This is a genomic window from Virgisporangium aliadipatigenens (assembly GCF_016863615.1).
GTDB lineage: Bacteria > Actinomycetota > Actinomycetes > Mycobacteriales > Micromonosporaceae > Virgisporangium > Virgisporangium aliadipatigenens.
In genome coordinates, this window is sequence record NZ_BOPF01000020.1 from 53,719 (window position 1) to 75,366 (window position 21,648).

Annotated in this window: 15 protein-coding genes; 4 read left to right on the plus strand and 11 right to left on the minus strand. The window is 72.1% G+C overall.

Features of this window, described 5'->3' with window-relative positions; genetic code table 11:
- Positions 1-3: 3 nt before the first annotated feature.
- Positions 4-876, plus strand: coding sequence for a macro domain-containing protein (locus Val02_RS25895; RefSeq protein ID WP_203901808.1), 873 nt, complete (start codon positions 4-6; stop codon positions 874-876).
- On the opposite strand, the gene Val02_RS25900 is transcribed toward Val02_RS25895, so the two are convergent.
- Positions 863-2,641, minus strand: a complete 1,779-nt coding sequence (locus tag Val02_RS25900) for a hypothetical protein (RefSeq protein ID WP_203901809.1) — start codon at positions 2,639-2,641, stop codon at positions 863-865. The genes Val02_RS25895 and Val02_RS25900 overlap by 14 nt on opposite strands.
- Before the next feature lie 155 nt (positions 2,642-2,796).
- Here Val02_RS25900 and Val02_RS25905 point away from each other — a divergent pair, with 155 nt between their 5' ends.
- The gene (locus tag Val02_RS25905; RefSeq protein ID WP_203901810.1) at positions 2,797-4,089 is read left to right on the plus strand and encodes a CHAT domain-containing protein; all 1,293 of its coding nucleotides are present in this window, start codon (positions 2,797-2,799) and stop codon (positions 4,087-4,089) included.
- 3 nt (positions 4,090-4,092) lie between these two features.
- On the plus strand, positions 4,093-5,781 hold the full coding sequence (locus Val02_RS25910) for a CHAT domain-containing protein (RefSeq protein ID WP_203901811.1): 1,689 nt from the start codon (positions 4,093-4,095) through the stop codon (positions 5,779-5,781).
- Here the strand turns inward: Val02_RS25910 and Val02_RS25915 are convergent.
- The 9 genes from Val02_RS25915 to grpE are packed head-to-tail and all read right to left on the minus strand — an operon-like array spanning position 5,744 to position 18,450.
- Positions 5,744-6,367 (minus strand): vWA domain-containing protein, encoded by a 624-nt coding sequence (locus Val02_RS25915; protein WP_203901812.1) that lies wholly within the window; start codon positions 6,365-6,367, stop codon positions 5,744-5,746. The two genes, Val02_RS25910 and Val02_RS25915, sit on opposite strands and share 38 nt — an antisense overlap.
- A 9-nt stretch (positions 6,368-6,376) precedes the next feature.
- Positions 6,377-7,972: an Hsp70 family protein gene (locus Val02_RS25920; RefSeq protein ID WP_203901813.1), complete on the minus strand. Its 1,596-nt coding sequence runs from the start codon at positions 7,970-7,972 to the stop codon at positions 6,377-6,379.
- Positions 7,973-7,974: 2 nt separating this feature from the next.
- Positions 7,975-8,154, minus strand: coding sequence for a hypothetical protein (locus Val02_RS25925; protein ID WP_203901814.1), 180 nt, complete (start codon positions 8,152-8,154; stop codon positions 7,975-7,977).
- The gene (locus Val02_RS25930) at positions 8,151-9,770 is read right to left on the minus strand and encodes a TRAFAC clade GTPase domain-containing protein (RefSeq protein ID WP_203901815.1); all 1,620 of its coding nucleotides are present in this window, start codon (positions 9,768-9,770) and stop codon (positions 8,151-8,153) included. Before Val02_RS25930 ends, Val02_RS25925 begins: the two co-directional genes overlap by 4 nt.
- Position 9,771: 1 nt before the next feature.
- Positions 9,772-12,189 (minus strand): GTPase-associated protein 1-related protein, encoded by a 2,418-nt coding sequence (locus Val02_RS25935; RefSeq protein ID WP_203901816.1) that lies wholly within the window; start codon positions 12,187-12,189, stop codon positions 9,772-9,774.
- A gap of 14 nt (positions 12,190-12,203) precedes the next feature.
- Positions 12,204-13,391, minus strand: coding sequence for a hypothetical protein (locus tag Val02_RS25940; protein WP_203901817.1), 1,188 nt, complete (start codon positions 13,389-13,391; stop codon positions 12,204-12,206).
- Entirely contained in the window at positions 13,392-16,085 is a 2,694-nt protein-coding gene (locus Val02_RS25945) for a SaeA-related protein (RefSeq protein WP_203901818.1), read from the minus strand.
- Between the two features lie 3 nt (positions 16,086-16,088).
- Positions 16,089-17,780 (minus strand): Hsp70 family protein, encoded by a 1,692-nt coding sequence (locus Val02_RS25950; RefSeq protein WP_203901819.1) that lies wholly within the window; start codon positions 17,778-17,780, stop codon positions 16,089-16,091.
- A gap of 34 nt (positions 17,781-17,814) precedes the next feature.
- Entirely contained in the window at positions 17,815-18,450 is a 636-nt protein-coding gene (gene grpE / locus Val02_RS25955) for a nucleotide exchange factor GrpE (protein ID WP_203901820.1), read from the minus strand.
- A gap of 271 nt (positions 18,451-18,721) precedes the next feature.
- Between grpE and Val02_RS25960 the strand changes: the two genes are divergently transcribed.
- The gene (locus Val02_RS25960) at positions 18,722-20,209 is read left to right on the plus strand and encodes a vWA domain-containing protein (RefSeq protein ID WP_203901821.1); all 1,488 of its coding nucleotides are present in this window, start codon (positions 18,722-18,724) and stop codon (positions 20,207-20,209) included.
- A 5-nt stretch (positions 20,210-20,214) separates the two neighbouring features.
- On the opposite strand, the gene Val02_RS25965 is transcribed toward Val02_RS25960, so the two are convergent.
- Positions 20,215-21,528 (minus strand): AfsR/SARP family transcriptional regulator, encoded by a 1,314-nt coding sequence (locus tag Val02_RS25965; protein WP_203901822.1) that lies wholly within the window; start codon positions 21,526-21,528, stop codon positions 20,215-20,217.
- Positions 21,529-21,648: the final 120 nt, after the last annotated feature.

A 21,648-nucleotide genomic window follows, 5' to 3' on the forward strand; every position in this document is an offset into this window, starting at 1 on the left:
ACGTTGACACGCCCGCGCCGCGGCCTGCGCACGGTGTTCGGGACCGCGCGAGGGCTGCGGACGTTCGCCACGAACGCGCTCGTCGCCTTCGGGCTGGCGTCCACCTCCGTGCAACTCGTCGGCCAACTGCTGCCCGACGTGACCGTCGATCCGGCGTGGTTCTTCGGCGGAACGGCCGTGAGCTGCGTCGTCTGGGGGTTGGTGCGCGCGTACCCGCGCACACACGTGCGCCGCGAACTGCGCCGGCCGGAAGTCGCGATCACGGTGTCGGTCGGGGACCTGATCGGGCTCGACACCGACATCGCCGTCGGGTTCAGCGACACCTTCGACACCTCGACCGACGACGACCTGCCGATCAACCGCGACAGCCTGCAGGGCCAATTGTTGGCGCGCGGGTACGGCGGCGACGCGGCCGCGCTCGACGCCGCCCTCGGCACCGCGCTGGCGGACGTCGGGCCGATCGCCCGGGAGACCCGGCGGGACAGGCCCGTCGGCAAGCTGGAGCGCTACCCGCTGGGAACGGTGGCCGTCCTGCGCAACGGGGGGCGGCGCGTCTACGCCGTGGCGTACAGCCGGATGGACAACGCCTGCGTGGCCCGCTCCAGCGTCACCGGCATCTGGCTGAGCCTCGACAGCCTATGGGAGGCGGTGGACCGCCACGGCCAGCGTGGCCCGTTGGCGATTCCGGTGATGGGACCGGTCCTCGCCCGCGTCGACACACTGCCGCCGGAAAGCCTGCTCAAGATGACGCTGCTGTCGTTCGTCGCGCGTTCGCGGCAGAGCGTCGTGTGCCACGAACTGCGGGTGGTGATCCGTCCCGACGACGCGGAACGCATCGACTTCCTGGAGGTGGCGGCGTTTCTCAGAGGCCTGTGACACGCACCGGGTTCTCCATGGCGGCCTCCGCGTGCCGGACGGCGTTCATCGCCTCGCGGTAGCGGCGCACCAGGTCCGCGTGCCCGAGTGCCGCCAACGCGTCGAGGCGCGCCGTGTCGCGTTCCAGCGCGAGGCTCAGCATCACCGCCCGGCCGGTCTCGACGGCCGCCACCGCCTGCTGTGCACGACCGGCCGCCGCCGCCGCGTAGCCGGCCCGGGCCGCCAACTGGTCGCTGCGCCGCTTCAGCGCCGCCTCGCTGTGTGCCCGGTCCAACTGCGCGGCCGTCAGCCGGTAGAGGGCCGTCACCGCCGACCCGAGCGCCTCCGCCGCCGACGGGAACATCCGCCGCCGCCAGGCCCACTCGCCCCAGTACAGTGCGGCGTCGTACCTCCACGTCCCGGTCTGCTGCGCCTGCGCGGCCACCCTGCCCTGCGCGTCGGCCCGCCGCACGTCGTCCGGATCGCCGGTGCAGTCCGCCCGCATCATCAGGGCGATGGCGAGGCGCGCCTGCGTGACCGCGTGCGAACCGGTCCCCTCGGCCTGCAGGGTCAGCAGGCGGCGGTAGACCGACACGGCCTCGTCGATGTCATCCGCGCCGAGATCCCGCTGCGACCGCACGAGCAGCCCGTCGGCGAAGCTCTGCATGAAGGCGTCGCGGGCGGTCTCGTGGAAGTCGCTGCTGTCCACGACGGACCGGAGCAGGCGCAGCCCCTCGTCGAGGTCGTCGGCGCGGGCGACATCCGTCTGCGCCCGGTCGAGCAGGCACGCGCCGAGTCCCGCCTCCACATGCGGTCGGAACCTCGTACCGGGCAGGGTCATCGCCTCCTCCAGCAGCCGGATCGCCTCGTGGAGGTCGTCGTCGGCACCGGCCACCGACGACAGCCGCCGGTGTCGAGAACGGTTCTGCAGCATGGTCGCCAGCATCGTCAGCAGGCTGGAGCGGTCCGGGTCCCACCGCTCACGGGCCTCCACCGACGCGCGCAGCTGATCGATGGTGCGGTCGAGACCGCTGAGATCGCCGTGCACGAGTGCCTCGACGTTGTCGGCCACCGCATCGGCGGCGCCTTCCCTGAGATAGCGGTAGGGCCCCGGCGTTCGGCCGTCCGGCGTACCCGCCCGCACCTCGGCGACGGCGTACTGATCCGGCGAGTCCATCGCCCGCGTCATGAGGTCGATCTGCTTGCGCATGTCGCGGACGCGGTTCAGCCCGGCCATGAACGGAACCGGCAGGTCGGGGTCCATGCCGTCGAGCAACTCCGCCGAGCGGCGCAGGTCGGCCGCGCCGTCGCGCCGCAGACGTGCCCGGACGAGGAGAACCAACGACAGGTGCATCCGGGCGAGGACGTTCGTCTCCGAACCGGGCGGCGTCGTCGTCAGCAGTTCCTCCGTGAGCCGTACCGCCTCGTCCAGATCGGCGTCGCCGCTGCCGGCGAAATGGCGAGCCGTCCGGGCGGCCGCGGCCTGCACCGTCAGCATGCCGTGGATCTGCGTGCCCGGACGCAACATCGGGAGCCTGTGGTCGAGAATTCCGATCGCGCGGTCGATCGCGTCGCGTTCCTGCGCGGCGACCAACGCGTTGACGAGGGCGGACTCGGCCTGCGCGATCTGCGGGTGATGCGCCGGAATCGCACGCACCGCCGACTCGAACAGCCGCGTCGCTTCCGCAAGCTGCGCGGGGTCGCCCGTCTGTTGGAACGACATCAGCAGCGCCTGTGCCCGCTCGAACGTCGCGGCGACATCGGAACCCGGTCCCGTGGGATACATCGTCGACCTCCCGACGGCAATCGTGGGACACCCACCGATCGGACACCACCGTCCGAAAGGATCGCCGGCCGGCACGGTCGGCTGCGAGAAAATCACCGTACGTCGACCCCCGCAGGAGCGGGCCGCGCTCTCCGCCACGGGTAACGTCTGCGTCGATGACTACCGCGCAGGAACGTGAGGATCTCCGTGCCGCGCGCCGTGTTCTCGACGGCGTGGTCGGTGAGATCAGAAACGTCGACGGGTTCGCGGACTTCGGTACCGCGCCGACCTTCGCCGAGGTGGCCGCGGCGGCGAACACGCTGCCGGTGGTGTATCTGGCGCCGTCCGACGCCGGTGGGTGTGCGCTCGTCGTTCGCAACCGGGGCGCGCGTTCGGTGACCCTTCCGCTGTTGACGATCGATGCCACCCGCGCACGGGTACGCGACTATTTCGCCGCCTACGAACGCTTCCGTGAAAGCGTCGGAAAACCCGACGAGCGGGAAACGACCCGACGGTGGCACCACGCGCTCGACGAGCTCACCCGCTGGTTGTGGGACTCGGTCGTCGAACCGCTGCTGCCGGCCGTGCGCGGCACACCCGACCTGTGTCTCGTCCCCTGTGGACCGTTGGTGCCGTTGCCGGTGCACGCCGCCTGGAAGCCGGACCCGGCACGACCCACGGGCCGGGTGTACTTCGCCGACCTGTTCGCGGTGAGCTACGTTCCCAACGCGCGCAGCCTCGCCGCCACCCGCCACGCCGCACGGCGCCGCCCGCCGCAGCGCCTGCTCGCGGTCGGTGACGTCGATCCCGGCGACCCGGGCGCCCCGTCGATGCGCGCGGAGGCGACCGCGGCCGCGGCGGCGTTCCCGTCGAAGACGGTGCTCCTCGGCGACGAGGCCACCCCGCGGGCGCTGGAGGCGCGCATCGCCGCGGCCGACATCCTGCACCTGTGCTGTCACGGTCGCGCCGATCTGACCCAACCGCTGCGCAGCCACCTGCGGCTGGCGGGCGCGAGCCGGCTGAGCGTCGCCGACATTCTGCGGATGCGCATGCCGACCCGGCTGGCGGTGCTCTCGGCCTGCGAGACGTTCCTGTCCGGTGCCGAGCTGCCCGACGAGATGGTGGGCCTGCCGAGCGCGCTCCTACAGGCCGGTACCGCCGGCGTCATCGCGTCGATGTGGCTGGTCGACGGCGCGCTCAGCGTCGCGCTGACGACACGGTTCTACCGGATGTTCGCGGGTGGGAGCAGGCCGCCGGCGGTCGCGCTCCAGGCGGCGCAGCGGTGGGTCCGGGACACCACCAACGCCGAGAAGGAACAGGCCTGGCAGGCCGCGCTCGACAAGGGCGAGGACTGGCTGCCGCCGGCGACCGGCTCCTATCTGCTGTCCACTGTGGAGTTCGAGGATCCGGTGGAGCGGCGGTACGCGGCACCGCACCACTGGGCGAGTTTCTCCTTCACGGGCGGCTGAGCCGTGGAGGGCTGGTGGCGACAGCAGGCGGTGGCGCTTCGCGCGCACCTCGTGGAGCTGGTCGGTGCCGAGCGGGCCACCGAGGTGGACCGGCGGATCGTCGAGGCCCTGGCGCTGCCGGACGAGGCGCTGGAACCCTTGCTGCGCAGGCTGTTGCGGCAGTACCCGGCGATCTGGGCGTGGCTGGCGAAGCGGCGCGACGCAGGTCCCGTGTACCGCGGCGACGAGGGCGACTCCGCGTTGCCGTCGACGGCCTCGTACCACCTCGTCGCCGACCTGCCCGAACGCCACCCGGTCGGACGCGCGCTGCCCGTGCAGGTGGCGATCCTGCGCGACCCTGACGGCTACCGTTCCGCCGCGCTGCCGTTGACGGTGCCGCCGGAGGGCGTGACGGTGACGCTGATGCTCTCCGCGCCGACGCTCAGCGTCGCGAGCGACCTCGTGCAGCACGTGCGGGTCCTGCCGGGTGCCGACTCCCCGTGGGCCTACTTCGAGGTCTGGGCCACGGTGCCGGAACAGCACCGGTTGCGCCTGCGCGCCTACGTGGGCGGCACGTTCCTGGCCGAACTGAGCGTGCAACTGACCGCCACCGCCGGCGGCCTCTCGACCGGTCACCGGTACAGCACGCCGATCGGGCTCGCGACGCACCCCGACGGCGCCGTGACGCTGGAGGTGGTCCAGGAGCTGAACAGTTACCGGTTCGTGCTCACGGGCGGCGGCGACATCGTGGAGGCGCTCGGCCCCGATCGGACCACCGGCCGGGTCGAGCTGCCGCACGTGCTGGCCGAACTCGACCACGCCGTCAACGGCGCATACGGCGGCGACGCGCACCTGGTTCGCAATCACGTGCGCAACACCGGCGCCTGGCTGTGGAGCGAGGTGATGCCGGCCGCGATCCGGGAACGCTTCTGGCACCTGCTGCCCCGGATGCGCTCCTTCGTGGTGGCGACCGGCCTCGACACGGTGCCCTGGGAGCTGATGCTGCCGAGCGACGAGCACCGGTCGGGTGCGGATTTTCTCGCCGACCTCGTGCCGGTGGTGCGCCGCGCGCCGGCCCAGGGCGCCGTGCGCGGCCTGCCGTTGGGCGAACGGCAATACCTCGCGCAGGATGACGCGCCGGCCGGTGCGCGGGCCGAGATCGAGGCCGTCCGACGGATCTTCGGCGACGACCCGGCCGCGCCGGCCCTGAGCAGCCTGCGCGAGCTCGTGGAGGTCCTGGAGTCGCGCCGGTTCGGGCTGCTGCACCTGGCCTGCCACGCCGGCTCCCGGGACGGCTGGGCCTCGATCGCCCTGCCGGACGGCGAACTGGCGCCGCTGCTGCTGTCCCACGCGGCCGCCACGCGTGCGTTCCGGGAACGGGCACCGCTGGTGTTCCTCAACGCGTGCCGCAGTGCCCCGTCGTCGCCGGAGAACGCCGCGATCGCCGGCTGGGCGCGGGTGTTCATGGCCGCCGGCGCGGGAGCCTTCGTCGGTTCCATGTGGACGGTGCGCTCGGATCTCGCCGCCGTGTTCGCGGACGCGTTCTACCGGGCGTTCACGACATCGAACGTGACGCTCGGACAGGCCACCCAGCGCGCCCGTGCGGAGATCCGCGGCCACGGGTACGACCCGACCTGGCTCTCCTACGCGGTGTGGGGCGAACCGAACGCGACGTTCAGCGGCGCCGCCCGCGCCGGCCGGCAAGCGTTCTGACCATCGAGGCCACTCCGGCGGCGATCTCCCGCTCGGAGGCGACGACCGTCTCGCCCGGCGCGTCGACGTCTGTCGCGATGAGCCGCAGCCGGGCGGCCGACTCCTCGCCAAGGCCGCGCACGATGATGCGGATCCCCCGTTCGGCGGCGCGTCGCGCGGCCCGCTGCGCCGCCTCGACCGGACCGATCTCGCCGTCGCCGAAGACGGCCATGACCCGATCGCCGCTCAACTCGCCGAGTTCGGCGATGCCGCGTTCCAGCGTGGGCGTGACGTTGGTGCCGCCACGGGCGGCCGCCTCCCGCAGGGTCCGCAGCATCCGCGTCGGCTCGCGGGACAGCGGCACGAACGTGTGCACGCCGTGGTTCCACAGCACGAGCCCGATCTCGTAGTGCGCGGCGACGGCCTCGGCCACGAACCGCTCCGCGCCCGCCACCGCGTGATGCAGCCGGCCGGACATGGAGCCGCTGACGTCGATGCACAGGAGCACCTTGCCGATGAACGGTGCCTGCACGGCCGCGAGATGCCGACCGGGCGGGCTCTGCGTGACACCGACTCCCGTGTAGTCGCGACGGATCCAGGTGGACACGGGCACCCCTTACTGTCGAACCGTGAGCCGGGACAGGCCCGTTCGTGTGGTGTCCCGGGTCTCCCGGTCGAGCACGCCGTCGATGTAGGCGGACAGGTGCAGTTCGGCCCCGCTGCGCGGTTCGGTCGCGGTGAGCCCGAGCCGGCCGTCGAGCCCGAGGGAGAGCACGATCCGGATCGGTGAGCCCGCGGGGAGGCCGGGCGGCAGCCCCGACAGTTCCCCGTCGAGAACCCGGCGATTGTCCGCGACCTCGGCGGACGGCACCGCGCCGGCCTGCTCGAACACCTCGATCCGGACCGTGCCCTGGTCGTCGAGGATCGTGGCGACGGTGGCCTCGCCGTCGGTCACCGGCAACGGCGCGTTGCGGTGGATGACGTGCTGGACGAACCGGCGCGTGCCGGCCCGGTCGTCGCTGTCGTGGATCAGCAGCCCGAAGCTGCGCGGCACCACCGAACCCATGGTCGCCGACCAGTCCCGGCGGCGCGGCTCCGCCCCGGACGCCGCGGGCGCGCGCGGCGCCGGCACGGCCTCGGTGCCCCATTCCGGTGTCACCCACGTCGCGCCGGCGAGATGCGCGGCGCGCAGCGCGGCACCCTTCGCCACGGCCAGGTCGGGATCGTGCAGGCTCACCCGCCACCTGAACTCCGCGGCGAGCGCCGCCGCGACCATCGGCATGCGGCTGGAGCCGCCGACCAGGAGACAGCGGGACACCGGCCCGGCACCGGCGGTCGTCAGCAGCCGGTGCACACAGCTGAGCGTGCTGTCCACCAGGTCACGGGTCATCGACTCGAAGTCGGCGCGGGTCACCGGCAGCGTCACCGTGCGCCCGAACCCGCGCAGCTTCACCTCGTGCGTGCTGGTCACGCTCAGCGCGCGCTTCGCCTCCTCGGCGGTGAGCAGCAGGTCGGTCATGAACGCCGCGTCGTCGGCCGGGTCCGTCGGGACCCGCGCCGCGTCGGCGAACCGTTCGAGCAGGTGATCGGCGAGCCGCCGGTCCCAGTCCGCGCCACCCAGCTCGGTGTCGCCGTCGGTGCCGAGCACGGCCGCCCGGCCGTCGAACGTCAGCAGCGTGGCGTCGAAGGTGCCGCCGCCGAGGTCGTACACGACCACCGAACCCTCCTCCGAGAACGGCGTCAGCCCGTAGTTGAACGCCGCCGCCAGCGGTTCGCTGACCAGTTCCCGCACGTCGAGCCCGGCGAGGATGCCGGCCTCCTGGGTGGCCTCACGCTCGCGGATGCCGAAGTAGGCGGGCACGGTCACGACCGCCCGCGCCGGTGTGCCGTCGGCGGGCGTGTGCCCCTCGACGAGCGCGCGCAGGATCAGCGCGGACACCGCCTCGGGCGTGTACTCCGTCCCGTGTAACGTGAACAGGCGGTCCGTTCCCATCTGCCGCTTCACGAGGGACACCACGAGGTCGGGCAGGACCGGCGCGGCGGCCTTGGCGGCGGCACCCACGAGCACCGAGGTCGGCGACTCGAAACACACCACCGAAGGGGTCGACTCCGCGCCGAGCGGATTGCGCAGCACCACCGGCAGGCCGCTGCTGTCCACTGTGGACACCACGCTGTAAGTGGTGCCGAGGTCGATGCCGAGCGGCTGTCCCACCGTCAGCCCGCCTCCGTCCACACGCGCACCACGTCGGCCACGAACGACTCCGCGGAGGTGAGCACCCGCTGCGGCAGTGGTCCGACGGCGACGACGTAGACCACCGCGACGACGGCCGCCACGATGGACAGGCCGATGAGCGCCCGCGCGAACCGGTGCGCCGGCGGCACCCACACGCTCATCGCCGCACCGTCCCCAGGCCGGTCGGGGGAAGCGGCACACGGTCGGTGGACAGCAACCACCGGAAAGGCTCCTCCGGCGAGGGCAGCTCCGCGTGCGGCTTCGCGCTGACGGCGTAGAAGCGCACCTCACCGAAGTCGCGTTCGGCCGTGAACACGAGGTTGTCGAGGCCGTGCTCCACCAACCACTCCCGCACTCCCGCAGGACTGTCGGCCGGCGACGCGCCGGAGGGAAGCTCCGCCATCAGATCCCCCTTCGTCACCACGAATGCCAGCCGTTGCCGCTTCGTGTCGACGGTGTGCGCGCGCAGCCGCTGCACGGTCACGTCGTAGGAGAACTGCGGCTCCTCGGTCGCCGGGTTGGCCCGCGCGAACAGTTCGCCGTAGCTGCCGCCGTACCGGTCCCGAACCTCCGGGACGGAGAACGGGTCGAGCACGAACACGAGCGTGCGCGAACTGTCGAGGTAGACGAGATCGGCGTTCTGTCGGGAGTCGGCGAGCGCCTCGCCGGCCGCGTCGAACACGTGCACCATCGCCCGCCGCCGCCCGCGGAACAGCTGCACCGTCACCGCCACCGGCGGCGCACCCGGGTTCGTCTTCGGCGCCTGCCCGCCGGCGTCCACGACGTTGCTGTACTCGCGGAACACCCGTTCGCTGTGTTCGTCGGCGAGCGCGACCCGCACCCCGCCCCGACCGTCGGCGCGCACCAACGGCACCAGGCTGGCCATCAGGAAGTGGGTCTTCCCGGCGGACGCGGCACCGAAGACCGGCACCCGCACGTCGGTGTCGACCGCCGCGCCGCGCGGCAACGGTTCGGTGCACCGGGGACAGCACGCCTGCATCGCGAACGCCGCCCGCAGCACCGTCGTGGGCAACCGCCGCCCGCACCCGCACCGGCGCCACAGCACGCCGAGCCGCCCCGGCCGGACGTCGCGGTGCAGATCCTTTCCGCCGAGCCGGTCCGATCCCCCGTGCGCGCCCGGACAGCGGTACGCGGGGATGCGGCTGAACTCGTAGCAGCGCGGGCAGGTTCCCCCGGCGCGGAACACCGTCTGCCACGTCCGGTCGGCGGCGCGCAGCAACCCCGCGACCAGCAGCCCGGCCGTCCACGCGACGACGGTGACGACCGCCGTGACCGCGGCGGCGAAGGCCGCACCGGCGGCCACCCCGGCCGTGAACGCCACCATCGCGACCCCGGCCGGCAGCAGCAGCGGCCACCCGAAGACCCACAGCCACGGCTGCCCGAGATTGCTCGTGGCACCGTCCCACGTCGCGGAGACCATCGACGTCAACCGGGACGCGGCCGTGCGTGCGTCGAGCCCCACCTGCGCCACGAAGTACTGCGGCCACGCCAGGTCGCGTCGCACGAAGCGGTCCCGCCGCTGGCGCGGCAGTTGCTTGGCCGCCGCCTGAACGGGTGTGCGCACGGCACGGACGGGACTCTGACCCGCCAGCATCACGCAGACCACCACCAGGGCCGCCAACAGTCCGGCCGTCAGCCCGAGCCCGGCGCCGATGAGGGACAGCGGCGTGCTGACGTACACCAGGGCGAGCGCGCTGACGTAAAGGTAGACGCAGATGGCGACGAGTGCGGCGATGGCGCCGAAGATGTATGCCACGTCAGCTCTTTCCTCCGAGGGGCCACAGCCGGCGCCGCGGGGCGCTCTTCGCGCGTTCGCACACGTCCGTCCACAACAGCGGCCAGGATCCGCCGAGCTTCTCCACCCGTGACGTGAGCGGCTTGATCCGCCGGTCGGACATCCCCGACACCGCCGCGACCAGCCGCCGGTCGAGGAACTTCGCGTCGGGGTCGGCCAGCGACCCGGACAGGTAGAACATCGTGACCAGGTGGATCCCCGGGTCGCCGGAGTCCGCGCGGCGCAGCAGTCCGTCGATGTATCGCCCCCGCACCGCGTCGGGAAGCGCGCGCACGATCTCGAACACCAACTCGGGCGAGCGCATGGCGAGCATTGCCTCGACCAGCCGGTCGCCGTGCAGCCGCACCAGCCGGTCCTCGTAGGTGCGCAGATCGTCGGCGTACTCGGCGATCATCGTGCGGCTCGGTTGGCTCGGCAGGTTGTCGCAGAGGTAGCCGAGGCGCTGGTCGCCGTGCAGCAGCGCGGCCAGGTCCTCCGGCGGGTGGAACAGCCCGCAGCGCCACAGCGTGCGGCCCAGTTTCAGATGGTCGCGACGCAACGGATCGGACTTTCGCAGCGCGTTCGTGAACCGGGCGAAGACCTCCGGCGGCAGCGGCGGTCCCTGCGGCAGCATCTCGCAGAGGCGCCACAGTTCCTCCGTGGTCGGCTGGTGCCGGCCCCACAGCGCACCCGCCGCCGCGCGCACCGCCGAGTAGGGCTCCGTGGCGGTGGTCGCCTGGCGCAGCACGCTTTCCGTGAGGGCGGCCCGTTCGGCGGGCGAGCCGCCGTGCATCGCGGCCGCGAGAACCGCGTCCGCGAGCGGACTACCGGGTGTGCGGTGCTCGTCGATCAGCCGGCGCCACCACCGGTCGGCGACGTCGTGCGCATATCCGCGCAGTACCAGGAGGTTGAGCTGTTCCAGCAGGATGTTCTTGAACTCGTGGCCGCGCGGCCACGCCGACGGGTCGTAGCCGAGCCCCGGTTGGCCCACCCAGTCGTCCACGAACCGGTTGGCCTGTTCGCCGAGCCCTTCGAGGTCCACGGAGAGGCCGAACCGCTTCGCCACCCGCAGCACCGCCTCGAAGGTCTCGGTGGGCAGCCCGGCGCGCAACGTGTCGTCCACCAGCCGCTGCGCCTCGTCCTGGTGCGTGGCGTCCCAGGTTCCGGCCGGCAGCGCGGGCAACGGTGCGGCCTCGACCTCCCGCGTGCGTTCGGCGAGTTCGAGTTCCTTGCGGATCAGCGCGATCCGGACCGGCGCCACCCGGTCGGCCGGAACCTGCCCGCTCACGGCGACGGCGTCGAGGGCCCGCAGGGTGTCGAGCGTCCACCGCTCCACCTGGGAGGTGAGCCGGTCGACCAGCACTCCCCGGTGCGCGCCGAGCAGATCGGCCGGGGTGTCGCGGAGCCAGGCGACAGCGACCTCGGCCTCCGCCTCCGCGTCTCCGTCGGACACCGGCCGGTCGGGCAGCATCATCGCGCGGCCGAGGCCGAACGCCCGCCGCGAATCGACGATTCCGGTTCCGGCGGCCAGTTCGACGATGTCGACCACGTCGAACGGGTCCTCGTTGACGAACAGGTCGACCCGTTCGCGCACGTGCGCATCGGCCCCGACCGGTGTCCACCCGCCGTCGACGAGGTCGAAGACCACGTAGCCGCCGTCGTCGCCGACGCGCACGGAGGTGCTGTTCCAGGCGGGGTGCACCGCCACCACGGGCTGCACGGCGTACGCGGGATCGGTGCTGAACACCTTGAACCCGACCCGCAGCGCGTGCTCCTGCGGCATCAGCAGCGTGGCGGCGATCAGCCAGTGCAGCACCGCGTCCGGTTCCTCGGCGATGAACAGGACCCGCCGGCCGTCCGGGGCGTGCACCCGTTCCAACGCGGACAGCAGGGCCGAGAGCCGCTGCGCGCCGTCGGGCTCGGCACGAACGAACTCCTGCGCCGCCACCGCGTCGATCGGACCGGCCTCCCAGTCGTCGGTCAACGGCGGGCACTCCGTCGACGGAGCCGGCTCGTCCCTCCAGAACGGCGCCCCGAACAGCTGCGCCGGGCGCACATGGCGGTACGCGGCCGGGTCGCGTGCCACGACACTGTGGGTGAGCTGGTTGCCCTCGCGCCCACCGTTGGCCTCCCGGCCCAGGTACACACCGGCGCCCGTCGCGAGCAGTCCGTCGGCGACGTGTGCGAACGAGCGCGGGTACTCCGCCACCGGCCGGCGTGCGCGCATCCACGACGACGGCGGTTCGTACAGCAGGCTGCGCTGCACCACCGACATGGCCTCCCGGTCGGCGTCCGGTGAACGGGCCTGGAACTGCAGGCCCGCCGTGCCCTGCAGACCCTGTCCGGGACGGCAGTCGGTGTAGATGAGCGTCTCGAATCGGGCCGACGGGGGTGCCGTCATCTCGTCCGCCTCTCTCAACCCTGGCGCTGACGCGGGATCACGTGGAAGCGGCTCAGCAGCCACAGCAACGGTTCGGCGACCCGGAACGGGCGCACCCCGCGAGGGTCGACCTGGCCGTGGACGTAGTCGGGCGGCGCACCGAGCGCGGAGACCGCGAAGTAGCGGAAGTCGCTGTAGTTGAAGCGCAGATGCGTGTCGATCCCGTCAGCCTCCCAGCTGTGCAGCAGGGCGCGGATCTGTTCGTCCGTCTCCTGGCCGGCGGCGTCGTCGTAGGCGCCCTTCACCGGTGTCTGGCGCAGCAGCGGGTGATCGGGCCCGAGCACGTCGAAGAACGCGTCGATCTTCGCGAACGCCACCGCCAGCGGAATCTTGATGCGGCGGCCGGGTTTGATGCCGTGGCTGGACCGCAGTTGCTCGGTCACCCTGTTCACCACGTCCACAGTGGACTCCTTGGAGACGATCGCCTCCTCCGGAAGCCGCAGCCGGTCCCGCGCCTGCGGGATCATGAACGGGTCCAGCAGCAGGATCAACGCGTCCGCCGCGCCGAGATAGGACAGGTTGTACGTGGTCTCCTGGGACGTCAGGTCCTCACCCGCGGTGTCGTAGAACGACAGGTACGTGGTGCGGTAGCGCCGCAGCACGCCGGCCGTCCGATGCTCCTGGCGCCACTCGAACACCGACGGGCGGCGGCGCCCCTCCGTGGCCTGCGCGGTCTGCTCCACCAGCCGGTGATCGCGGAAGATCCGATCCACCGCCAGCCCGTCCTTGCCGCTGCTGCGCTTGCCGGCCTCGTTCAGCCGCACGTCCGCCCCGAACTGCCGGCGCAGGTCGTTGAGGAGCGCGTGGCTGAGGACGTTCAGGAAGACCGTCTTGCCCGTGCCCTTGGCGCCGACCATCGCGATCAGCGGGCTGGACGCGGCCCCGAAGTTGGACGACAGGTGGCTGTGACAGCACGGGCACACCCGGATCCCCGACTCGGCCCCGCACTTCGGGCACGACGCCTTCGTCGGCCAGAACGGGCTGCGCGTCGGCGCGCCGAACGCGGGCCGCACCGGCTCCCGGTCACCGATCTCCGCCACGCGCTGGTCGTCCACGGCTAGCCCGCAGCCGCTACGGCCCGGCGAACCACGCCCGGTGCACTGGTACCACAGCCGACCGCCGTCGACCCGGTGGTAGCAATAGGGGCACGCGACTCTGCTCATTCACGACACCTTCAGCTCGGCGACGGGAGGGTCCACAATGGACACCGTGGCGGGGCGCAGGACGAAACAGCGCAGCCAGTACGGGCGACGCAGGTGCGACGGCAGCTCGACGTCGAGGTTCAGGGGCACGTCCCGGGTGAGCCGCAGGCCGCTGAAGCGGTCGATCTCCACGCCGTCCTCGGGCCGCAACGGCATCACCGCACCGACGGCGCTCACCAGCACCAGTTCGACGTCGGCGCAGTCCTGCGCGGCGGTCACCACCAGGACGCGCCGGCGCGACCAGCGGGCGCGCAGTTCCTTCAGGCGCACGAGCGCGTACCGCAGCTGCGTCGGCCGGCCGTCGACGGAGACCTCCGCCGGTGCCGACATCGACTCACCCGTCGGGCCGATCGTCACCGAACGCACCGTCGCCGTACCGCCGCCCGCGCCGACGGCGAGCACGCAGCCGTCCCCGTCGACGTACTGCGCCCGACTGACCCGCCGCACCTGGCGCGGCACGTCGACGGAGTTCCACTCGACCTCGGCCATGCGCACCTGCTCCGGCCACACCCAGGTCAGCACCACCTGGCCACCGGCGCGGCGGGCGTGCAACTGGCGGATCGGGCTGGTGTGCGCCAACTCGACCGCACGGCCCACCACGGCACCGGTGCCACCGAACGCGAACGGCACGTAGACCTGGGGGCCGTTCGGCACGTCCGCGTCGAGCACCGCCCGGTCGCCGTCCACCACCGGGGTGCCCGCGACGTCGCGCCCGAAGCGGTCGAGGTCGGGCAGCGGGACCAGTTCGCCGGCCTCCCAGGTGGGCATCCGCGAGGCGTAGCGGATCCGCACGTTCCCGGCCGCGGCCGGCCAGGACAGGCGCACCCGCGCGGTGTCCCCGCTGACGGCCAGCGGCACCGCCGTCAGGTCCAGCACCGGCTGCGCGGCGGCGCGCGGCCACGCCGACACCACGCTCATCGGCGCGGTCACCTCCGTGCCGGCCGCGTCCCGGTACACGGCCACGAGACCGTAGAAGTACTGCTGGCCCTCGACCACGCCGCGATCCACGAACGACCCGTCGGCGCAGCTGACCGCGACCCCGTCCGCCGGACCGGTGGGCGCGCGGCCCTGAGTGCGGCGCACCCGCACGGCCACCGCGTCCGGGTTGACCGTCCACGACGCGGCGATCTCCGTGGGTTGGGCGTGCAGTCGCACGTTCTCCACCGGCGGGACGACCCGTGCCCGCGCGGTCGCCGGCCGCGACGGGGCCGTCCCGCCCGCCGTCACGGTGAAGACGCCGTAGTGCAGGTCGCGCGCGGGCGGCGCGGAACGGTCCACGGCGTTCGTCGACGCCGTCTCGCGCACCCGCGTGCCCTCCTGCGGGGACCGTGGCGCCCGGCCCTCCGCACGCACCACCACGTACCGCGCGTCGCGGACCGCCGACGCCGACGGCTGCCAGCTCAACCGCACCTCGCCACCGGCTTCGACGACGCTCAGGTCGCGCGGCGGGGCGGGCGGGAGGAGTTCGACCCTCGTCGCCAGGTCCTGGTCGTCGGCCGCGATACGGGCCGCCTCGCGCAGCAGCCGCTCCGCCTCCTCGTCGCGCCGGTCGCGCAGCGCCGCGTCGGCGTCGCGCATGAGGCGCCGCATCTCGTCCGTGCGGCCGCGCACCGCCTGTTCGACGTCGGCGCGTTCCGGGTCGCTGACCGGCAACGCCGACAGGGCCTGCTGCGCCGCCAGCAGCTGGCCGTCGGCCAGGAGGTCACGGATCCGGCTCGCGGCGTTGTCCACCGGTTCCAGGCCGGTGGGCAGGCTGACCACGATCAGTTCCGCATCGGGCCGGGTCAGCCCGAGCCGGGTGGCCTGCGTGACCAGCATCGGGCCGTCGAGCCCCTGCGAGCGGTCGGCCACGAGACGCTCGACGACCTGGTACAGCGCCACCGTGCGCAGGTCCGCGCCGGCCTTCAGGCCGGTCGACAGGACGCGCAGCGCCGCCTTGCGGGCCCGCACCGTGGCCGAGTCGGCGGAGCGTTCGAGCGCCGCCACCCGGGCCTCGACCGCCGCCGCGTCGAGCCGCGGCTTCGGCCCGCCGGCCACGGTGAACGCGCGGGCCAGCGTGAAGGGACGGTCGAGGTCGGGATGGACGAGATGCACGACCGTGTCCGCGCCGATCTCCCGCATCCGCTGGAGCAGGCCGCGAAACGCCGTCCGGTCCAGGCCGCTCTCCGTGGGCAGCGACACCGCGTCGACGACGCGGACCTTCGCCTGCCGGGCCGCGCGTTCGACGGCCTCCGCCGGCACCGCGCCGTAGTGCGTCACGATCCGGTCCAGCTGCACCCGGGTGATCAGCCCCATTCCGCCGAACGTCCGGCGCAGGTCGGCGGCGAGTTCCTCCACCGCCTGCTGTTGGGCCACCGACTGGCGGGTCGCCTGTCCCGCCCACCACGACGGGTCGTGCAGCTGTTCGCCGGCCGTGCGCCGCAGTTCCTCGTCCGCCGCCAGGAGCTGCTTGCACACGCGGCCGCCCGAGTCCGCGCCGCCGGCCTTCTGGTTCCAGAACGCCCGCAGCCGTCGCAGGTGCGCGCGCAGTTCCTCGGCGCCCATGCCGGGCTCCACGGCGTACCGGCGCAGCAGGTCGTCGTCGGAGAGGCGACCCTGCCGCCCGCGCAGGGGCCTGATCACCTCCTGCTCGTACCGCTGCGGATCGAACGCCATCGCTCAGGCTCGCACTGCGATCGCGGAGACCGCGGACTGCGCCTCGGCGACCTCGCGTTCGCTCATCACGCTCACCCGCACGTTGATGGTGAGATCGCGCCCGCTCACGGGTTCCCTGGCGGTCACCGTCAGCAGTCCTTCGCTGTCGACCTGCATCGCGATGTTGATGGCTGAGTTGCGCGGCAGGTGCGGCAGGCCGGTGATGCTGCTCGTACCGCCGTCGACCTGCTTGTTGGCGTCGAGGTCGCGGCTCTCCTCGCCGCCGGCCTGTTCGAACAGGGCGATCTCCACCTCGGTCTGCCCGTCGACGACCGTGCCCGCCTCCAGCGGTCGGATGCCGCTCGGCAGCTTCTCGTCGGCGTGCACGAGGTGCTCGATGTAGCTGTACCGCTCCGGGTCGCTCTGCCACGTCGGGTCGTCGGTGTCCACCAGCCGCACGCCGAACGCCTTCGGCAGCACGTTGGTGATCTCCTTCTCGGCCAGGCGCGCCAGCGCGTCCGCGTCGACCCCGGTGCGCTGGGCGAGCGCGGCGACGGCCTCCCGGCGTTCCTCCTCCGTCGGCGGCGTGGAAGTGTTGTCGCGCGTACCGTCCCATTCCCACACCGCACGGCTGAGCGCGAACTTCGCCGCGCCCTTCGCCACCGCCAGATCCGGATCGTGCAGCTTCGGGTCCCAGCCGTACTTCTCGGTGAGGGCCGCCCGCACGGCCGGCATCCGGCTGGAACCGCCCACCAGCAGCACGTCGTCGATGTGTCGCGCCGGGTCGGTCACGCCGAGCTTCGCGGCCAGCTTGTCCAACGTCCGGTCGGTGTAGCGCAGCGTGCTCTCCAGCAGGTCGCGCGTGATCCGTTCGAACGTCTCGCGGGTCACCTCCACCATCCCGACGGCCGCGCCGAACCGGATCGGGAAGCTGCGGCTGTTGGCGGCGGAGAGGTTCTGCTTCAGTTCCTCTACCTGACGGCGCAGGTCCTGGATGAACTGCCGGTCCTCGCGCGGATCGTCGTCCGGCGCCGCCTTGCTGATGAACTCCTCGAGCACGTACTCGGTCAGCCGGTCGTCCCAGTCGACGCCACCGAGCTCCTGGTCGCCGTCGGTGCACAGCACCTCGATCGACTTCGCCGCGATCCGGATGACCGTGGTGTCGAACGTGCCGCCACCGAGGTCGTACACGAGCACCGTGCGGTCCTTGCCGTCGTCCGTGACGTCGTACTGCAGCGCGGCGGCGACCGGTTCCGGCACGATTCCGATCACGTTCAGCCCGGCGATACGGCCGGCGTTTCGGGTGGCGTCGCGTTCGAGCATCCCGAAGTACGCGGGCACGGTGATGACGACGTCCCGCACCTCGCGCCCGGTCTCGGCGGACGCATCCTGGGCGAGTTGTTTCAGGATCAGCGCCGAGATCGACTCCGGTGTGTGCGACTGCCCGTCGAACTCCCAGCTCAACTCGCGGCCCATGGACCGCTTCACGCGTTCGACGACCCGGTCGGGATACATCATCGCGACATTCTTCGCCTGCGTGCCGACCACGACGTTTCCCGGTCCCTCGAAATACACGACGGACGGTGTCGTGTCCTTTCCTGACGCGGCGTTGCGAACAACCGCCGGCCGCCCGTACTCGTCCATGTAGGCGACGACGGAATAGGTGGTGCCGAGGTCGATACCGAAGTAGGCATCGGATTGGCCGGTGTCCGACATTGTTCTCCTCGAACGGAAGTTTCCGGGGATGGGGTCAACCCCGGTCTGGCTCGATCGGATCCTCGGGGCGCGACGGCTCGACCGGCTCGGTCCACCGGTACACGCGAACCGTCGCCGGCAATGTCACCCGCTCGGTGGCGGTGTCGACATAGCCGTCCGCCGTCACGGCCGCGACGGTGCCGTCGGCCGCGCGGTCCCCGGTCGGCTCGATCCCCACGACGCGGTGTGCCGCCGGGTCGAACGGTAGTCCCAATTCGGGACGCACAACACGTACTCCGCCACGTTCGAGCGTCAATTCGACGCTGGAGGCGTAGGAACCGAGCAGATCGGCCACCTGTCGCGTGGACAGCTGACGATCGCCGGCGCCGGCGAGGAGTTCGTTGCGCAGCCGTTGCAGATCGGTCAGGATCGGCCGCAGCAGGAGGGCGAGTTCGCCGGAGCGCAGCCGTTGGTTCTCGGCGTGCAGGCGGTCGATGATCTGTTCGCGGGCGGCCGCGCGCGCGTTTCCCGCGACGAGTTGATCGCGTATCTCGGCGAGCACCGCCTCGATCTTCTCCGTCGGTACCTGCTCGGGCGGGGAATCCGCCTCCGGTTGGACCGGAATCCACGCGGTGACGTCCTCGGCCGGCAACTGATCATTTGCGACGTCGGTGGTGTGATGATCGTTCACAGATCCCTCCAGGTGCCGCCCAAGAATGATCACGCGTCATTCCGTGTGGTCGCCGAATCACCGTAGCCATCGGCACCGCCACGGTCCACACACTCAGCGGCGGCTTGACCTTTCGCCATTCGGATGACTACCGATTCCGTTGTCCGTGGCCTATTCGGCCGATGCGGACATACACTCGGGCCACGTTCCACGGACGCGTGAACGGTTGTCGTACGCCGACGCTCGTGCGATGAATGGTGTCGCAATCACCGCCACGGGAGGACGACACGTTATGTTCCGGTCTCCGTCGACGCGACTGTGGAGCGGGATCTGCGCCGCCGCCATCGCGGCCGTCATCGGGTTCGGCCCGCCCGCATCCGCCGCGCCGTCGCTCGAGGACGTGTACCGACAACTCGGCATCGACCGGATCGGCGCCGAGTACGTGGTCGTCGTCGACACGTCCGCGTCGATGCGCGCCGGCGACCTGTACGAGTCGGTCCGCGGCAGCCTGCGCGAGTTCTTCGCAGCGCTGGCTCCCGACGACCGGGTGAGCCTCATCGCGATGGCCGACCGAGCCACACCCCTGTGGGAAGGTGCCGTCGGACGGGCCCCCGGTGAGATCGTGTCCCGGCTGCCCGCGACGCCCGACGGGGCGTTCACCGACATCGGCGCCGGGATCGACGCGGCTGTCACGTCGCTGGAGAAGAGAAGCACGGCGCAGGTCGCGGGCGTCGTCCTGCTCACCGACGGCCGGCACGACCCGGCCGCCGGAAGCCCTTTCCCGCTCACCGAGGGCTTCGCGTGGCAGGAGCTGACCGCACGCGCGGCCAAACTCCCGCAACGGATCAGCTCTTTCGCGGTGCAGCTGCGTGGCGCGGACGGCGCGGCGTTGCTGGGGAAGGTCTTCCCGTCGACGCAGGTGCTCGACCCGTCCGACGTCGACCGGCTGACCACCCGGCTCGGCGCGCCGAAGGCCGCCGTGCTGGCCGACAAGGCGCGCAGTCTCCTCGCCGCCGACCTCGCCGCGACGGTCTCCGTCGAGTGGCCGGACGAGGTGCGCTCCCTGGGCGAACACACGGCGCGCCTGTCGGTCCGGGTCCGTTCGTCCGCCACGCGCCTTCCCCTTGAACTGAGCGCGATTCGCGTCAGCAGTTCGGCTCCGGGAGTGCGGGTGCGCGCACCGGAGGGAACCGTCGAGGTACCGCCGGGCGGGACCGCCGAGGTGCCGCTCGACATCGAGTGGGACGCGGGCGCGCTCTCCTGGAAGCCGTGGCACGTCGAGAAACGCGCGATTCCCCTTCGCCTCGGGGCCACCGTGTCCACGCCGTGGCACGAGCCGCTGCGGCGCGATCTGGCGCTCACGCCCGCGCCGACGCTCACGGGCGCCGAGGTGGCCGGGACGGGCAGCGCCCAACGGGGCAGCGGACAGTTCTGGCTGTTGGCGATCGCCGTCCTGGCGGTGTGCATCATCGCCGCGCGGCGCTGGCGTTGGATCCGCCTGCACCCCGTTCCCGGCGGGACCCTCGTGGCGACACCGGCGGGAGCGGACCGCAGCGGCGGAAGCGTGCCGCTGCAACGCCGGCGGATGCCGATCAGCGCCGCGAAGCTCGGGATCAGCGGCTCCGGTGCCGTGGCGGGGCGGCGGGCCGGTGCGCGTTCCGAGCCGTACCTGGAGATCAGTTACAGCCCGGACGGCACGCCCCAACGGCTGGACACCCGGACGTGTCCACCGGACGGGTCGGTCTCCTTCGACGACGTACGATTCGAGTGGCGTTCCTGAACGGATCACGATCGGTCGAGCGCGCGGGCCAATGCGTCCGGGTCGATCCTGGCACTCTGGAACTCCGACAGAACGATCCACAGTTCGCGGCAGACCGGGTTGTCGGCACACGCTCGGACGAACGAACGCACGATCATCTCCAGCAGGTCCTGAAGGTCGAGGGTGTCCAGCCGCGAACGCCCCGAACCGACCAGCGGCATCGCCAGTTCCGCGAACTGCCCGTGCCGGTGGGCCGCTTCCCACACCCGGTCGAGGCTGTGCGCCAGGTGCTCCGGACTCGAACGGGCGACGAAATCGTTCCCCATCCGGCTGTACGCCACGCAGAAGATCCGCCGGTCCCGTTCGCGCACCACGGCGACGGTTCCCAGCGCGTAGCGGATCAGCTTGCCGGCCGGCTTGTCGGCACGCTCCTCACGGGCGACGTGCGGTTCGTCGCGCAGCGCGCGCCGCAGGTGTCGGTCGAGCAGGCCGCGGTCGTTGCCGTAGATCCTGCGCAGCAACTGGCCCTGCATGCTGGCGGCCGAGATGATCCGATCGTCATGCGTGGACGTGTCGAACGTGTCGGTGAACCCGATGACGAGGTCGGCGTGGCGCAACGCGAACAGGTCGCCGACGGCCAGGTGCAGGATTGTGCCGCGCCGCGCCAGCCGGTGCCGCAGCAGGACCCGGGGCATCGACGCGTCCCGCCGCGCGATCTCGCCCCGTGCGGCGAGCGCGTGCGGGTCGTCCGGCCGTTCGGCGAGCATCTCCTCCGCGAGGGTGCGCGCCTCGGTGTACCGGCCCAGTGCCAGGTGTGCGTCCAGCAGCCGTTCCCGCAGCGCGGCGCGGTCCTGCGCCAGTCGTGCCACGAGACGTAATGCCTCGGGTTCCTCGCCGAGTTGCAGCGGCGCGCCGTCGGGCCACAGGCGTAACGCCTCCCGGCAGGCCTTGAGTGTCTCCTCGGCGGAACGCCCGTCGGCCGATGCCAGTTGCCGGAAATGCCAGAGGTCGACGTCCGTGGCCGCGAGATCGAGTCGATAGGCGGTGGACGACGACGCCTCGGTCAGAATCACCACGGAGCCGTCGCCCGGCCGGCTGGGATCGAGCAGCCTGCGCAACTCGCTGATCCGGCGCTGCACCAGTGTGCGGTGCGGCCGCCGGATGGTTCCCGGCGCGCCGGCCTCCCACACGTCGCGATACAGCCGATCGGTCGAGGTCGGCTGCGGTCCCGCGCGCACCAACCGGATCAGCATCCGTGCGGTCAGCGGCGGGAGCCGCACCGCGCGACCGTCGACCTCGACCGCGAACCGTCCCAGCACGAAGATGCGCACCCGCGGCATCACAGCCCCCTCCCAAAGGGGTGACCCGGAGCATTCAGCGAAGCAGATCGGAAGCAGAACCGCCATTGAGTCGGAAGCGCGTCGCCGGTGTGCTTGACCGGATCAATGTGCCGGACAGGA